The following is a 15,126-nucleotide window of genomic DNA, read 5'->3' as shown; positions in this document are numbered from 1 at the left end:
TCCAACCCTGGGGCGCCCCATAGCAAGGATGCTGTGACTATGGATGGTCAAACCTCTCTCGCTTCACTTCTTACGTTATTACGCTTGCCCGGCCTCGGGGCGACAACCTACTGCGATATGCATCGCCACTTTGGCTCGACCGCAGCGATTTATAGCGCCGATGCCGCCGCACTTAAGTACTGGCTGGAACCTTCGAGCCTACAGTTGCTGCGCCGGGTGCGCGATGATCTTCAGCACGAGTGGCATGACGCGGTTGCCAATGAGCTCGCGTGGCTCGACGAGCATCCGGATGTGCGCGCTATTGCCTGGGGCGAGGATGACTACCCGAGCTTATTGGCGCAAATCTCCTGTGCGCCAGCGCTGTTGTACGTTAGAGGAGCGGTGGATGCTATCGAGCTGCCGCAACTGGCCATTGTCGGCACCCGCAACCCCAGTGCTGGCGGACGCAATAATGCTCACGAGTTTGCCCGCTATTTGGCCGCCGGCGGCTTTGCCATTACCAGCGGTTTGGCCTTGGGGGTAGATGCCTGCGCCCATCGCGGTGCTCTGGACGCCGGTGGTGTGACCATCGCAGTGCTGGGCACAGGCATCGATCGGGTATACCCGGCGCGACACCGGCAGTTGGCGGCGGAGATCGTCGCTAACGGCGGGGCACTGGTGTCGGAGTTTCCGCTGGGAACCGGCTCGACGGCCAGTAACTTCCCGAGGCGCAATCGCATCATTAGTGGTTTAAGCCTCGGCACTTTGGTAGCCGAGGCCGCGGTTAAAAGTGGCTCGCTGATTACCGCGCGCTACGCGCTGGAGCACGAGCGCGAGGTGTTTGCGATTCCGGGCTCGATTCATAACCCTATGGCAAAGGGCTGCCACGCACTGATTAAACGCGGGGCAAAGCTGGTGGAGTCGGCCGATGATATCGTCGAAGAGCTTGGCGGCGCGCTGGCGTTTAAGTCGCAACAGCTTGTGCCCGCGCCTGCGGTATCGTCGATGTCGAGCGCCGACCGAAAGCTATTGGAGCTAATCGGCTACGATCCCGTCAGTCTCGATACCCTGTGCCAGCGCAGCGGGTTGGAGCCGGGCGCACTGGCGGCGCAACTCATGACGCTGGAGCTTGAAGGCCTGGTGAGTCAGAGCGGCAGCTATTTTTGTCGCTGCTAAGTGGCAGGAGCGGGCCGCACATTAAGGCCGGGGTTCAAGCGGTAGTTCGCGGTTGCCGGCAGCGCGGGTGTCCGCTTGAATATGCCGATAAGCGTAATGGCCGAGATAACCCGCCATAACTAAAATAGCGGCCACGGTGGCAAGGCTCAGTAATAAAACGGTGTCAATCATAAGCTCGTCTCCTGCGGCGACGGTTGGGTGAGAGGTTGGGTGCGAGACGCTTCACGCGTATAACCTAAGCCTTATCATGCCCCCGCGGTAAAAAAGCGTATTGATCTAAATCAAGCGAGTCTGATTTGGCGCCTACAAGTGGCCAAAACTTGTACGATTACCCCGCAACATTCTTGTCAGCAGAGGGCTGTTACTGTAAATTTGCCCGCTTTTCCAGCGGAGTACTTCCCATGAGTAAGCCATTTGTTGCGACTTGGATGGGAGCGGGCTCTGCAAAAAACGAGTGAGTCAGTAAGTCTGTGAGTAAACCGACGGTTATACACGAGGTGGCAGCAGCGGCGCAGGCGGCAAAAACCGGCGGCGTCATCGCCTACCCCACAGAAGCTGTGTGGGGTTTGGGGGCTGACCCTAATAACCCCCAGGCTATTGAGCGTCTGCTGGCGCTTAAGCGGCGCGCCAAAGCGAAAGGCGTGATTTTAATCGCCGCTAACCTCGCACAGATTGAGCCTTGGCTAGCGCCTCTTGAGGCATCTGATCGGGATCGGCTCGTCGCCAGTTGGCCGGGCCCGGTAACCTGGCTCGTCCCTAACCACGGGCAAGCATCGGATTGGATAACCGGTGACTTTGAAACCGTTGCCCTGCGTGTCACCGATCACCCGGTTGCAAAGGCATTGTGTTTGGCTTTTGGGGGACCTTTGGTCAGTACCTCTGCGAACCCTCAGGGCCAGGAGCCCGCCCGCACCAGCGCTCAGGTACAGCAGTACTTTGGCGATCAGATTCAGGCAATTGCGCCCGGCCAGGTTGGCGCGCGCACTCAGCCGTCCGAGATACGTGACCTGCAAACAGGTAGAATACACCGGCCCGGTTAATAGCCCGGCGCGCAATTAGGTATTGCGGCCTCTGATAAAGGGGTCCGCACAGCGATGGAGCTAGCATGAGCCAAGATTCAAGTGCCCCGGACAAACACGCCGTAAAGCAGTACCTGCTGCAGCTGCAGGATGAAATTTGTGCCGGTTTGGCCGATATCGATGGCGGTCAGTTTGAGCAGGATGAGTGGGTTCGGGCCGAGGGTGGCGGTGGCCGCTCGCGGGTGTTGGCCGACGGCGCTGTCATTGAAAAGGGCGGTGTTAACTTCTCTCATGTGCACGGCACCCAGATGCCGGCTTCGGCCACAGCCCACCGGCCCGAGCTCGCCGGCCGCTCGTTTGAGGCGATGGGGGTCTCGCTAGTGATCCACCCCCGTAATCCTTACGCGCCTACCAGCCATGCTAACGTGCGCTTCTTTATCGCCGAAAAACCCGGCGAAGCGCCTGTATGGTGGTTTGGCGGCGGCTACGATTTAACACCTTACTACGGCTTTGTTGACGACTGTAAGCATTGGCATCAAACTGCCCGCAACGCCTGTGCGCCTTTTGGCGATGATGTCTACCCCCGCTTTAAAGCCTGGTGTGATGACTACTTTTACTTAAAGCATCGCAATGAGGCGCGCGGCGTGGGCGGTTTATTTTTTGATGATGTCAACGAGCTGGGCTTTAGTGACAGCTTTGCCCTAATGCAGGCCGTGGGCAATAGTTATTTGCCGGCTTATGCGCCTATTTTGTCCCGGCGCAAGGATACTTCTTTTGGCGAGCGCGAGCGGCAGTTTCAGTTGTATCGCCGTGGCCGCTATGTGGAGTTTAACTTGGTTTACGATCGCGGCACTTTGTTTGGTTTGCAAACCGGTGGCCGTACCGAGTCTATTTTAATGTCCCTGCCGCCGCTGGTGCGCTGGGATTACGATTGGCAGCCCGAGCCACAATCAGCCGAAGCGCGATTGACGGAAGAATTCTTACCGCCGCGCGACTGGCTTTAATAACAATAATTGAACAGCGTAAACGTTCGGTAAACTTTCTCTGGTAGGTTTGCCGCTCGTTGACCAATAGGTACCCCATGAGTGATACATACGCCGTATTCGGCAACCCCATAGTTCAGAGCAAGTCCCCCGCGATTCATCGTCAGTTTTGCGAGCAAACCGGTGAGGACATGACTTACACCAAGCAGTTGGTAGAAGAGGGCGAGTTTACCAACGCGGCCAATGCTTTTTTTAAAGAAGGTGGCCACGGCTTAAATATCACCGCACCTTTTAAGCAAGATGCTTTTGCCTACGCGACCGTCTTAACTGAACGAGCCCAGCGCGCTGGGGCCGTTAATTTATTGACCCGCCAGATGGATGGCTCGGTGACCGGAGATACCACCGACGGCATTGGCATGATTAACGATATGCTTAACCTGGGTTGGGAGTTGTCGGGCAAGCGGGTATTGGTGCTGGGCGCCGGTGGCGCGGTGCGCGGCGTGCTGGAGCCTTTGTTGGCGCAAAACCCCGGCGAGTTATGTATTGCCAATCGCACCGCCAGTAAAGCTGAAGAGCTGGCGCGGGATTTTCACGAGTTGGGTTCGGTGTGTGGATCCGCTCTGGAGGCATTAACGGGCAAACAGTTTGATGTGGTCATCAACGGCACTTCGGCCAGTTTGCATGGCAGCTTGCCACCATTACCGGACGATTTACTGGCAGCCGACGCGGCTTGTTACGACATGATGTACGCCGCCGAACCGACGATTTTTATGCGCTGGGCCACGGAGCATGGTGCGGCGAAGGTAGCCGATGGCTTGGGGATGTTAGTGGGGCAAGCGGCTGAGTCATTTTATGCCTGGCGCCACATTCGCCCAGAGGTTGTGCCGGTGATTACCCAGTTGCGGCAAAAAATGAGCGACGCAAAAAATAAGCAGTAAGAAACCTACCAATAAAAAGTACCCGCCGCGCGCGGCGGGTACTTGATCTGTGTTAGCAATCTAAATTATTGCCGGGTGTTGTGCCCAGTATCTGAGTAAAGTCGAGATAAGTATTAATCCGGCTTTGCACTTGCCCTGGGTTACCGCCATTACACTCAAGCGATCCGTTAATGGTGCGAATCGTCTCGCCAAAGCCATTGCCGTTAACCATCGAGGTATGCGCCGGGCGATAGCCTGCGCCGCTTTGGGTCATCCAAAACCAAAGCGCTGTGCGCCATGCGGTTGTCGGGTTTTGCGCAACCTGATCGGGGTTAGACCATAAATCCAGACCCAGCGCCTGACCGGCGGTGCAGTAATTGTAGTTCCAACTTAACTGAATTGGGCCGCGGCCGTAATACTTTTTACCCGGCGCGCAGACACCACAGGCGGTGGAGGTACCCGAGCAGTAAGTTCCCTGAGCAATCTCGTTGATGTAATAAAGACCACTGGTTTCGTGCGAGAAGTTAGCCAGTGCAGCGGCAGCCTCACGTTTTTTCGTGGTGAGGTTGCCGCTGGTGGCAAACGCCGGGAAAGTGGCGGCGGCGTTTACCAAGCCCGCGTAGGTATAAAACGTATTGCGGTTGGGAAACATCTGATTGAATTGCGCTTCGCTGACAATTGCCGAGAAGCCGTTGCCACTGGGTACCGACGAGGAACTACTGCTGCCGTTACCACCGGGGCAAGACTGGGTGGGGTTCCAGAACCAGGTGCTGATGGTCGGGTCGTAGCCGGGGTTATCGTGTTCGGCAATATAATAAGAGCCGTTGTAGATGACGACATCGCCGGTGTAATACACAGCCGATGACGACCATTGCGGACAGGTGCCGTTGCCCGCGGAGGATGAGCTGGATGAACTGACAGACGAAGAGCTAGAGCTGCTGGATGAGGAGTTACTACCGCCATTACAGGCGCCTAGCTCGTTCCAGGCATTGCTCCAGGCCCAGCCGTCTCCGGGCGCGTAAGGCCCGCCGACAGAGCACCAACCACCGACGCTACATTGATACGCGGTGTTGTTGTTTTTAACGATCGCACCATTGCCGTATGAGCTGCCATCGGCATATTGCGGTACGCTTGAGCAGTTGTACGCGAGCGCCTGCTGCGCCCCCAGTAGGGCAATGACAAACAGCGCCATTTTGCTAAATGTATTCATAGTGACGTCCTTTCTGTGCATAGGGTTTATTGTGATACCGCTCGGTTTGAGCGGGCTTTCACCACACCGCTATTACGCGTTTCCATACAACAGTTTAAAGACGGTGGGCGGGCGCCTAAACATGGATTCTGCGCTGACTTTTTTCAGCTACATCTTTGCGGTTATCGTCATGTATAGCGTTATGGGTAAACAGTTGCGCGAGTTAAGGTTATTGTCAGGTGGACTACGCGCGGCCTTCACCGGGTGAGGGCAGGTTTGACCATAGGTGAGTTAGACAACGTTGTCAATTTTACCCTGACAAGAGTGAGATCTAATTCAGATAATCAGTGCGTGGCGGGGAGATAAATAGGCAAACAGCGTAAAAGGAGGGGGCATGGCCCCCTTGAAGATCAGTCCCAATCTAAACGAATATCCCAGCCGTAGCGGTGTTCACTAGCCAGCGGTGCAATAGCCGTGTCGATGGTTTGGTAAACATTATCGGCCGGGGTCAGCACTGCATCTCGCCCAAACAAAAAGCTCTGCTCCTGCACGATGCGGTAATAGGCCTTGTTTAAATCTAACGCTCGCTCCGGTGACGGAGTAATTAAATCGTACAGAGTGTCTTGCGCCGCAACTTTTTCATGCTTAACGGTGCCTTGCTTGTCAAACCAACGTTCAAGCATTTCGGCGTTTTGGCGAAACTCATCGCCGCCGCCCACGCGCTCCAGGTAGGTTAAGTACTCGCCCTGAGTTTCGCCTATGTTAGGTGCATCGGTAAGGGACTTTAAATCGATATAACCCCAGCCGCTGGCCCCCGGTTTTTTGCGCGCAAAGGCAAACGTTTGGTCGATGGTGGTGCCGATGGTTTTGTGGCAGCCCATGCAAAAAAATTGTTCTTGATCATTTTGTCTGCGCATGGCGCCGCCGGCATCTTCGATAAAGCCCCACAGTAGCCAGCCCATGCCGTTGCTCATGCCGCGGTCGTTGTGGTTAACCACGGCGGGCAAGTTGCCAAAATGTTTTTCTTTGGCTTCGCGGTAGTAGCTGTTTACTAAGCGCTCTTTGGGCATAAAAGTGTCTTTGCGCATGTAGCGCACTTCTTTCATGCGTTTGGCGTTAGTAATGCCGCCGTTAGCGTCGATGCCTACATAGCGCACTGTGTGCAAAAATTCGGTGCCCTCGGGATAAAGCATGTGGGCCACGCTGATGTCTTTGGCATCGCCAAAGTAGTGAGTAGCACGTGCGACGGATTGCACGGCTGAGTCTAACTGCCCGTCGGCATTAAAATCGATGCCGCTAGCGGCTTCATCTAGCGCAATACTGGGCAAGTGGTCTTTATCGACGATGGCCATTTCTACCAGAGTTAAGTTGGCAAAGTACACATCGCGTGAATACTGCCCGTCGATTTCGCTAAAGGCATCGGGCAGCCGAATCATCACATCATCGGTCGAGCCGTTGGTGGGCCAAAAAGTGCTGGGCACGGGTTTATAATTAAAGGCAACCCAGCGGCTGTCGTCGCGCGCTAAGCCGTTTTCATCAAAGGCGGCGGCGCCGTCGGCGAGGTTTTTAATAACCGGTGCGCGACCGCTCCAGGCGTCGGTTTGAAACCAGGCTGCCAGCGCAGAGTAGTTATCCTGATTGATATAGTCACGCATAAACTCATCGCTGATGGCGTTAATTTCTGCGCTGCGGTTTTTAAATAAATTACTCCAGCGGTTGGTGTTGCCAATATCCGAAAAGTCGTAGGCGCCCTGTAAAAAACCATCGTTCATGATGTTGGGGCGCGAGCGGTCATCGCTGTAACTTTGATGGCAAATATAACAGGGGTTATTTTTACCCTCGGTTTTGGTATAGCACTGGGGCGGAATAACGGCCTCGGGGTTATAGGTAATATTGTGAGTTATGTACTCCTCGGGCGCGTGCACGGGCTCGGCGTCGGCGGTTTGGGTCAGGCTTTGCGGGGTTTTGTCGCAGCCTGTTAACAGCGCAGCCACAATACAGAATAGGGGGGTCAGTAATCGGGTCATGGTGTTGCCTATGGGTACTGGATATTGCTATCGCATAAACGAAAAAAGGAGCCGCGGTGCGGCTCCTGTAACAATCAATTATTGTTGTTCAATTAATCATTAACGCTTGGGTCGTACATCCACATGGTATTGTTCTCCTGGAAGCCGTCTTCGCCGATAATCAGGCGACCGTCGTCCAGAACAATCACATTGTCCGGTTGTGACAAAGCGTTTACGTCGCAGCGCAGCGCACCGTCCAGAGTAGAGCGGTAGGTAGAACCCATAACCACCGGCTCAATGCGGTTGGTGCTGTAAGCGTCGGCGCCGCTAAGCAGCGGCATACGGTAAACACCACCACAATCTTTTACCCGTGGTGACAGCTGCATATCACCTTCGTCGTCAATCATGCCGTTGTCCATATCGGCAATGGCAAAGTAAACGTAGGCTTGCGATACATCTTCACCGGCAACTAAATCTGTGCCTTCAACCGCTTCCTGGGCGCGTTTTTGATTGGCGTAGATACCTTCAAACTTGCGCCATTCGGCGGTGGCGCCTTTCGCGCGAGCGGCTTTGCGTGACTCCAAAAACGCGATGCGATCGTCCATCGCCATGCCCGCTGTGGTGCTGCCGCCACCGTTGGCAACGCTTGGGTAGTTGGCTTCTCCTGCGGCCCATGCTTCGGCATCGGTGTCGGTTAGGTAGTTACTTTGACCTTCGACAAAGTCGTCGGTGGTGATGTCGTCAAAGTCGGCGATCCAGCCGTCGATGGTGGTGTTGTCGCTGTGGGCCAGCTCGATCCACTCAATGTCAAAGCCTGTGGTCAGTGGTTCAAAGCTGCCCGCGTCCTGGGTGAGCTTGGCGCCGTACAAGGTGCCCGACGAAAGGTCGGCGGCGGTATCGGCGACAAATTTAAACAGGACGCCGTCGGTGTCATCCTGTGACAGGTAAACGGTTTTTTGGTCGGGCATCACAATCGAGTTTTCGTGCTCAAAGCGACCCAGCGTGTAATGCTTAACCGGCACGGGGGTGTCGCTGGTGGGCTCGGTGATCTCGACGATGTAGTGATAGCGATAGGTGTTGGGGAAGCTCGAGGCGCCATCGGCGTCGGTGGCGGTGGGGTCGATGTACATGGCCAGCGCATCGCGGCTGGTTTGCAACGAAGGATCGTTCCACTCTTCGGTGCTGTCGCCCTGGTTGCCCCACTCCTCAGAGGTGAGCGGTGTGCCCCAGGGGGAAACCGAGCCAAAACAATTGGCGATGGTGCCGTAAATGCCAAAATCGAGCATTTGTACGTCATTGCTGTCGACCGACCAATAACCGGTGCTGGCGTTTTTGTTGAGCTTTAAGCGGCTCATGCCACCAGGAATTGACTCCCAGTTGGTGAACAGGTAACCCTGATTGTCGCCGGTGGGGACAAAGCCGTTAAAGTCGGGGTCGTCGATGGAGGCGACAACCGTCGATTTGTCTCTGGCCAGAACTGTGCCCAGCCCCTCTGGCATAGCGCCGCCAAAGGTATCCATGGTTTGCGCGATGACCTGATACTCGCCGTAGGCAACCTGAACGGTCTGACGCTCTTGCTCGGTGTCAGGCACGCCGACCGAGATCAAGTGTTTCGGCAGTTGATTGATATTGACGCCAGCTAAGACCCCAACCGTGCCGTGGTTAAAGGTTTTACCGTCGGCGTCGGTGGCGCTGTTGGCGCTATCGGGGTGCTGCACGTTAAAAAATAAGTCGCCGTCTTCGGTGGCAAAAGCACCGGTAACCTCGGCGCCCGCTGGCACAGTGGCCAGGCGGGTCAGGCCGGGAGTCATTAGGCTGGCGTTGCCGCCGCCACCGCTGCCGTCTGAGCCATCACTACCGTCGGCACCCGCAGGGCCCTGCGGGCCTTCGGGGCCGGCCGGGCCCTGAGCGCCGGTGGCGCCGTCGCTACCGTCGTCGCCATCACAGGCGGCCAACGCCATAACACTTAGCATTGCCAGTGCCAGCTTTCCTTTACCATTTAGCCGAAACGTCATTGTGTTCTCCTCAATCAATAGTTATTAGCACGGTTTAAGTGCCAACACGTTAGAGGCGAAAAATGACGTTAAATATCAGCTTCGATGACGTTTCTGTGAAATTTTTGTAACAGGACGGCGGCGCTTGCCGCCACGGCTAAAGCGCCGTGGCGGTGAGGCTTACGAGGCCTCGTCGATGGGCTCTTGTTCGAGCTGGGGTTTCTCGTGGCGGTTAGATTTAACCGAGCCCTTGCGGTGCGCCAAGGCGGCTTCAAGCTTTTTGGCGGCCTGAGCAATGGCGGCGTACATGTCGTGGCTTGCAGCCTGGACCGCGACGGCGGCGCCCAGATACTGGGTGGTCACCTCGACACTTTGGGAGGCGCGCTCGACCGTTAAGGTCACAGATAGAGACTCCAGTTGGGGAAAGTGCGAGCTGACTTTGGCAAATTTGGTGTTTACAGATTCACGAATGGCGTCGGTGATATCGACATGGTGACCGGAAAGTTGGATTTGCATACACTGGATTCCTTGTACCATTGAAAAAAGCACTATTAACAACTGTACCGCTAATAATACGGCAGAAAGAGGCGGTGTTTTTTTACCAGCCTCTTGTTAAACATGCGCCCGAAACCGGTAAAATTCAAGCGCGAATGTCATAATATTTTCATGTACTTTTGCAGTGTGACAACAGAAACGGGGAAAACGTGATGTGGCAGCAAACCGAATTTAATCTGACGCCACGGGGGCGGGGCTTTCATTTGATTACCGACGAGGTAGAGCGCCAACTGCCCGATATTAGTCAGCTTCAGTGCGGCTTATTGCACCTGTTTATCCAGCATACCTCCGCGAGCCTAAGCATCAACGAGAACGCCGATCCAACCGTCCAGATTGATCTTGAGAGCCATTTTAACGAGTTCGTGCCCGAGCGGGCGCCCTATTATCGCCATGATTACGAGGGCGACGATGATATGCCCGCTCACATAAAAAGCAGTATTTTGGGTGCCAGCGTTAGCGTGCCGATTAGCGCCGGCCGATTAAACCTGGGCACCTGGCAGGGTATTTATTTGTGTGAGCACCGCAACCGCGGCGGCGCGCGTAAGCTGGTGGCCACCGTACAAGGAGAGTAAGTCATCACTAGCGCCCGGGGCTGCAATATACCTCAAATATTGAAAGGCAGGAGGTTGAGTTGGGCAAAACCGGGAGGGCTGAATTGCCGTGTTATTCGCGCCGGGGCATAGACGCATTAGCGGGCGAGCACAGTGGTGAGGATGACGCGCAGCATTTTGGGGCGCAAAACGTTATACTTTGCACCGCTTCGGATAATTCCGCACAAAGCCGTTAGAGGTAAACCATGACACAACCCACAGAGCGAACGCTCTACCCAAGCCTTCGCGGCAAGCGGGTATTTATTACCGGTGGCGCTACCGGTATTGGAGCCTGCATGGTCGAGGCGTTTTTGTATCAGGGCGCTAAGGTGGGGTTTGTGGATATAGCCGCTGACGAGGGCTCTGAGCTCTGCGCCGGGCTCGCGGCGCTCTACGCCGATGCTGTGAGCTTTCGCGCCTGCGACGTTACCGACGTCGCCGCGCTGCGCGCCAGCATTGGAGAGATGAGCCAGCAATTGGGCACCTTTAATGTGCTGATTAACAACGTTGCGAACGATAAACGCTGTGACCCGCGCTCGCTGGAAGACGCTAGTTGGCACAGCTCGCTGGCGGTAAACCTCGATGCGGCTTTCTTTGCCACCCGGGCTATTGCCCCGGGTATGGCCGAGTGCGGTGGTGGCTCAATTATCAACTTTAGCTCGATCAATGCACTTTACGGCCCGGCGGAAATGCCGAGCTACGTGACCGCAAAGGCAGGCCTGCTGGGGCTTACCCGCGCACTGGCCTCCGATTTTGCCCGCGATAACATTCGGGTCAATGCGCTGGTGCCGGGCTGGGTGGCGACCGACAAACAGCTTGGAAGGTGGCTGACCCCCGAGGCTGAGGCCAAATGGATGGAAAACGTGCGCTTGCAGCGCCGCTTAAAACCCGTGGATGTAGCCAATATGGCACTGTTTTTAGCCTCAGAAGACGCCTCCATGATTACCGGGCAGAAGTTTGTGGTTGATGGCGGGCGACTGTAAGAGTCCGTATGGCGGGCGCGTTAGTGCGGCGTACCGGCCCAAAACGATTGCTACCGGTAAAGCTGACGAGCAGAGTGTTTGGTTGTGCAGTTAGTCAATGAATTAGCCGTTGGCTGTGAGTTGGGCGAAAGTGTGCTGTGGCATCCCAGCGCGCAGTGCCTGTGGTGGACCGATATTCACGGCCTCACGCTCTACCGCTTTACCCCGCACAGCAATCAGTTAACCCGTTTTGGTGTGCCCGAGCGGTTAACGGCTTTCGGTTTTACCAGTGATCCCGGCCGTTTGATTGTGAGCTTTGCCTCGGGTATTGCCAGCTATTGGCCCGCCAGCTCTGAGTTGCAGTGGCATGCAAAGCCCGAGCAGGGGCTTGCCGGGCAGCGCTTTAACGATGGCCGGGTAGACCCCGCCGGGCGCTTTTGGGCCGGCACGATGAACGAGCAACAGCCCGATAACGCTAGCTCGGCGCTGTACCGTTGGCGCGCCGACTGCCGCCGCGAGCTGAGTGGCCTGCAAATTTCTAACGGCCTGTGCTGGAGCCCGGACGGCGCTACCGTGTATCACGCCGACTCGCCAACCCGGCGAATTACGGCCTACGACTTCTCGGCCCAAGGGCGCTTTAGCAACCCCCGCCTTTTTGTCGAAACCCCCGAAGGTGCCTACCCCGATGGCGCCTGTACCGATAGCCATGGCAACCTCTGGAGTGCCCATTGGGGCGCCGGAGAGGTGGTGTGTTATAGCCCGCTCGGTGATATTTTAACCCGCGTTAGCCTGCCGGTGTCGCAGCCGAGCTGTGTCGCTTTTGGCGGCCCGGATTATCGTGATCTATACGTAACCAGTGCCTGGGAGGGGATGAGCGAGTCTCAGCGCTTAGCCGAGCCCCGAGCTGGCAATGTGTTTGTGTATCGCGGCTTTGCCCAAGGGCGCGCCTGCGACTTTTATCGGCCATAGCAGATCCCACAGAGACATATTTCTTGTGTCATGGCGCATACTCTGTCATTGTTTTGGGCCTGGCTGCCGGGCGTAAAACAAGATCCGCTGGCCGAATAAAAACAACACAATACAATCTATGACCATCGAACTCTTGCAACGACTGTCTTATAAATTGGCGCGCACCAGTTTTTTGGTGGTTGTCGTGTTGGGGGTGTTGGTTGCGAGCTTGCAGGTTTATCTCGATTTTCGCACACACTATCAAGACATTCGCAAAAACGTAGAAGAAATTAGTCGGGTGAGTCGCTCGGCGGCGCAGCGCGCGGTTTTTTTACTTGATGAGCGCCTGGCCGAGCAAGTGGTTGATGGGTTAAGTGAGTATCACTTTCTCAATCATATTGCGATCTACGACGATCAGCACAAGCTAATGGCCGAATATCGCCAGCCGGTAAAAGCCAGTCAAACATTATGGTTGACCCAGCTGTTGGTGGGTGAAACTGAAACGTTTGAGTATGTCTTACAGGCCGATCCCGACACGCCCGCCGGCACCCTGCTGTTAGAATTGAATAAAGATCGGGCCCTGAGCCCGTTTTACCAGCGCGCCTGGCGAGTGCTGCTTACCGGTACGGCGCGCAATATTGGTATCGCTCTGGTGCTAGTTCTGGTTTATCACTTTTTATTAACCCGGCCGTTAGTCACATTGGCTACCCGTTTTGCGGCGTTGGATCAGAGCAAAGTGCCGGTCAATGCTATCCCCCATCTGCGCAAGCACGAGCAAGACGAACTAGGCTATATCGTTAATTCAGCCAACCGCCTGTTAAAAAACTTTAATGAAAAGCATATCGAGTTGCAGCATCAACAGCAGCAGTTGAGTTTGATCTTAGACGCCAGCCCCAATCAGGTATTTGCGGTTAATAGTGACGGCGAGCTGCTGTTTTATAATCAGGCCTTTAAGCGCTACTTTGGCGGTGTTTTAGGCAATAATTACTTTGCCATGTTGCGCGAGGCAGGCATAAAAGAGGCAGGGCACATTAAATCATTGGTCACCCGGGTGTCTCGCAAACAATCGCCTCTGTTTAATCGCCAGCAAGACTTTTCTGGTATGCGTAATGAAAACCACGTAACCCAGATGTCGCTTGTGCCTTTTGTGTCTGACCATATTGTGTACGTTATTGTGGTGCTTAATGATATTACCGAGTTAGTAGAGGCAGAACAGCGCGTGGAATATCTCGCCTATCGCGACACTCTCACCGGGTTGGCAAATCGCAATAAAATATTAGAGCAACTGCAGGAAGATCTGCACAAATGCAAAGCGGGTAATCGATACGGTGCCGTGTTGCTGATTGATTTAAACGATTTTAAGCGCATTAATGACACCATGGGGCACTCTTTAGGCGATGAGTTATTGCTGCATTTGTCGCAGCGCATGGCTAAGCGTGTGCACGAGCCCGAGACACTTGCCCGGCTTGGCGGGGACGAATTTATTTTAAGTATGCCGGACATATCCGAAAGCATAGAGGAGGCGCGAGCCCGCGCCGAGTACGTTGCGAGCCGCTTTTTAGAAACGATTGGCCTGCCGGTAACGTTAGGTAATCAAGACTTTTCCGTTAACGCAACCATTGGTATTGCACTTTATCCGGTGGGGGATGTTTCTGTTGAGCTATTGTTATCGCAAGCGGATACGGCGTTAAATGAAGCCAAGCGCAGTGCGATTGGTAACTGCCAGGTGTTTGAGCCGCAAATGGCAGAAGAGGTCAACCGTTTACTGCAACTGGAGTCTGATATTCGGGCATCCTTTCAGGAGCACGAGTTTGTTTTTTACCTACAGCCGTTAATCGATTTACACACCCGCTCTTTAGTGGGAGCCGAGGCACTGATTCGCTGGCAGCACCCGCTGCGCGGGCAAGTGCAGCCGGCGGAGTTTATAGGGTTTTTAGAAAACTCCGATATGATTAATCCGGTAGGCTTGCAACTGTTAGATGATGTCTGCCAATTTGTGCGGCAGTATAAAGAGGCTGGGCGCTTTCCGGCTGAGTTAAGAGTCTCGGTTAACATTAGCGAGCGGCAGCTTTACGATGCCGACTTTGTGGGCAAGTGCTTGTCGGTTTTGCGCAAATACAAACTGCCGGGCAGTTGCCTTGAGTTTGAAATTACCGAAGGTGCGGCGCTGCATAATCTCGATGAAGTTGTCGATAAAATGCGCAAACTGCAACACGAGGGGATTACCTTTTCACTGGATGATTTTGGTACGGGTTACAGCTCGCTAAGCTATCTTAAGCGATTGCCCGTTAACAAAGTGAAGATTGATAAATCCTTTATCGACGATATCACGATCGATCCGCAAGATGCGGCCATGGTCGCATCGATTATTGCGATTGCCCAAAATATGAATCTGATTATTGTTGCCGAAGGCGTAGAGACCGACGCCCAGGCGCAGTGGCTAAGTCAGTACGACGGTATTTTGATTCAGGGCTATTTGTTTGATCGGCCGCTACCGCCGGAAACCTTTGCGCAAAATTACCTGCCCGCGCTGCCGGACTTTTAAGGGCGCGTTTGCGCTACAACACACACCTCTAACTGGCAAAAACCATCGAGTGCTGCATGCATGATGTCTCCCGGCTTGACCGGGCCGACCCCGGCAGGTGTGCCCGTAAAAATTAAATCTCCGGGCGTTAATGTGATGTAACGCGAGATCTCGGCAACCATCTCGGGTATGGGCCAAATCATATCGCGCCAGCTACCCTGTTGCACTAGCGTCTCGTTAACCCGCAGGCTGAGGGTGTCGCTGGCCTCTAAATCGTGGTAGCG

The 15,126-nt window shown here is 54.9% G+C and carries 14 protein-coding genes; 8 read left to right on the top strand and 6 right to left on the bottom strand.

Features of this window, described 5'->3' with window-relative positions:
* Nucleotides 1–39 precede the first annotated feature (39 nt).
* Nucleotides 40–1,155, top strand: coding sequence for a DNA-processing protein DprA (gene dprA, locus AAC019_RS10995; RefSeq protein ID WP_339898916.1), 1,116 nt, complete (start codon nt 40–42; stop codon nt 1,153–1,155).
* Nucleotides 1,156–1,176: 21 nt separating this feature from the next.
* On the opposite strand, the gene AAC019_RS10990 is transcribed toward dprA, so the two are convergent.
* On the bottom strand, nt 1,177–1,326 hold the full coding sequence (locus AAC019_RS10990; RefSeq protein ID WP_339898915.1) for a hypothetical protein: 150 nt from the start codon (nt 1,324–1,326) through the stop codon (nt 1,177–1,179).
* A gap of 299 nt (nt 1,327–1,625) precedes the next feature.
* On the opposite strand from AAC019_RS10990, the gene AAC019_RS10985 reads away from it, so the two are divergent.
* From AAC019_RS10985 to aroE, 3 genes are all read left to right on the top strand, one after another.
* Nucleotides 1,626–2,195 (top strand): Sua5/YciO/YrdC/YwlC family protein, encoded by a 570-nt coding sequence (locus AAC019_RS10985; RefSeq protein ID WP_339898914.1) that lies wholly within the window; start codon nt 1,626–1,628, stop codon nt 2,193–2,195.
* A 65-nt stretch (nt 2,196–2,260) separates the two neighbouring features.
* Entirely contained in the window at nt 2,261–3,178 is a 918-nt protein-coding gene (gene hemF / locus AAC019_RS10980) for an oxygen-dependent coproporphyrinogen oxidase (RefSeq protein WP_339898913.1), read from the top strand.
* 77 nt (nt 3,179–3,255) lie between these two features.
* On the top strand, nt 3,256–4,095 hold the full coding sequence (gene aroE, locus AAC019_RS10975) for a shikimate dehydrogenase (RefSeq protein WP_339898912.1): 840 nt from the start codon (nt 3,256–3,258) through the stop codon (nt 4,093–4,095).
* A 52-nt stretch (nt 4,096–4,147) separates the two neighbouring features.
* Here aroE and AAC019_RS10970 read toward each other — a convergent pair whose 3' ends face one another.
* The 4 genes from AAC019_RS10970 to raiA all read right to left on the bottom strand — a co-directional run bounded on the left by AAC019_RS10970 (nt 4,148) and on the right by raiA (nt 9,779).
* Nucleotides 4,148–5,284, bottom strand: a complete 1,137-nt coding sequence (locus AAC019_RS10970; RefSeq protein ID WP_339898911.1) for a glycoside hydrolase family 19 protein — start codon at nt 5,282–5,284, stop codon at nt 4,148–4,150.
* Between the two features lie 389 nt (nt 5,285–5,673).
* Nucleotides 5,674–7,290 carry a hypothetical protein gene (locus AAC019_RS10965; RefSeq protein ID WP_339898910.1) on the bottom strand — a complete coding sequence of 539 codons (1,617 nt, stop codon included), beginning with the start codon at nt 7,288–7,290 and terminating at the stop codon, nt 5,674–5,676.
* Between the two features lie 92 nt (nt 7,291–7,382).
* Nucleotides 7,383–9,284, bottom strand: coding sequence for an alkaline phosphatase PhoX (locus AAC019_RS10960; RefSeq protein WP_339898909.1), 1,902 nt, complete (start codon nt 9,282–9,284; stop codon nt 7,383–7,385).
* Between the two features lie 159 nt (nt 9,285–9,443).
* Nucleotides 9,444–9,779, bottom strand: a complete 336-nt coding sequence (gene raiA, locus AAC019_RS10955; RefSeq protein ID WP_339898907.1) for a ribosome-associated translation inhibitor RaiA — start codon at nt 9,777–9,779, stop codon at nt 9,444–9,446.
* A 191-nt stretch (nt 9,780–9,970) separates the two neighbouring features.
* Between raiA and AAC019_RS10950 the strand changes: the two genes are divergently transcribed.
* The 4 genes from AAC019_RS10950 (at nt 9,971) to AAC019_RS10935 (ending at nt 14,863) form a co-directional block, all read left to right on the top strand.
* Complete coding sequence (locus tag AAC019_RS10950; RefSeq protein WP_339898906.1) at nt 9,971–10,390, top strand: secondary thiamine-phosphate synthase enzyme YjbQ; 420 nt, start codon at nt 9,971–9,973, stop codon at nt 10,388–10,390.
* 224 nt (nt 10,391–10,614) lie between these two features.
* Complete coding sequence (locus AAC019_RS10945) at nt 10,615–11,391, top strand: SDR family NAD(P)-dependent oxidoreductase (RefSeq protein ID WP_339898905.1); 777 nt, start codon at nt 10,615–10,617, stop codon at nt 11,389–11,391.
* 84 nt (nt 11,392–11,475) lie between these two features.
* Complete coding sequence (locus tag AAC019_RS10940; RefSeq protein ID WP_339898904.1) at nt 11,476–12,339, top strand: SMP-30/gluconolactonase/LRE family protein; 864 nt, start codon at nt 11,476–11,478, stop codon at nt 12,337–12,339.
* A gap of 118 nt (nt 12,340–12,457) precedes the next feature.
* A complete protein-coding gene (locus tag AAC019_RS10935; protein WP_339898903.1) occupies nt 12,458–14,863 on the top strand; it encodes an EAL domain-containing protein in 2,406 nt (801 codons plus the stop codon).
* On the opposite strand, the gene AAC019_RS10930 is transcribed toward AAC019_RS10935, so the two are convergent.
* Nucleotides 14,860–15,126: fumarylacetoacetate hydrolase family protein (locus AAC019_RS10930; protein ID WP_339898902.1), on the bottom strand; the 267-nt coding region annotated here is incomplete at its 5' end. The genes AAC019_RS10935 and AAC019_RS10930 overlap by 4 nt on opposite strands.

It is taken from the genome of uncultured Gilvimarinus sp., from assembly GCF_963975215.1.
Taxonomy (GTDB): Bacteria; Pseudomonadota; Gammaproteobacteria; order Pseudomonadales; family Cellvibrionaceae; genus Gilvimarinus.
This window is presented reverse-complemented; position numbering and strand designations above follow the sequence as displayed.

Bases quoted from the DNA above. Each gene is read 5' to 3' on its own strand.
- dprA (WP_339898916.1), top strand. From the start codon at position 40: ATGGATGGTCAAACCTCTCTCGCTTCACTTCTTACGTTATTACGCTTG.
- AAC019_RS10990 (WP_339898915.1), bottom strand. From the start codon at position 1,326: ATGATTGACACCGTTTTATTACTGAGCCTTGCCACCGTGGCCGCTATT.
- hemF (WP_339898913.1), top strand. From the start codon at position 2,261: ATGAGCCAAGATTCAAGTGCCCCGGACAAACACGCCGTAAAGCAGTAC.
- aroE (WP_339898912.1), top strand. From the start codon at position 3,256: ATGAGTGATACATACGCCGTATTCGGCAACCCCATAGTTCAGAGCAAG.
- AAC019_RS10970 (WP_339898911.1), bottom strand. From the start codon at position 5,284: ATGAATACATTTAGCAAAATGGCGCTGTTTGTCATTGCCCTACTGGGG.
- AAC019_RS10965 (WP_339898910.1), bottom strand. From the start codon at position 7,290: ATGACCCGATTACTGACCCCCCTATTCTGTATTGTGGCTGCGCTGTTA.
- AAC019_RS10960 (WP_339898909.1), bottom strand. From the start codon at position 9,284: ATGACGTTTCGGCTAAATGGTAAAGGAAAGCTGGCACTGGCAATGCTA.
- raiA (WP_339898907.1), bottom strand. From the start codon at position 9,779: ATGCAAATCCAACTTTCCGGTCACCATGTCGATATCACCGACGCCATT.
- AAC019_RS10950 (WP_339898906.1), top strand. From the start codon at position 9,971: ATGTGGCAGCAAACCGAATTTAATCTGACGCCACGGGGGCGGGGCTTT.
- AAC019_RS10945 (WP_339898905.1), top strand. From the start codon at position 10,615: ATGACACAACCCACAGAGCGAACGCTCTACCCAAGCCTTCGCGGCAAG.
- AAC019_RS10935 (WP_339898903.1), top strand. From the start codon at position 12,458: ATGACCATCGAACTCTTGCAACGACTGTCTTATAAATTGGCGCGCACC.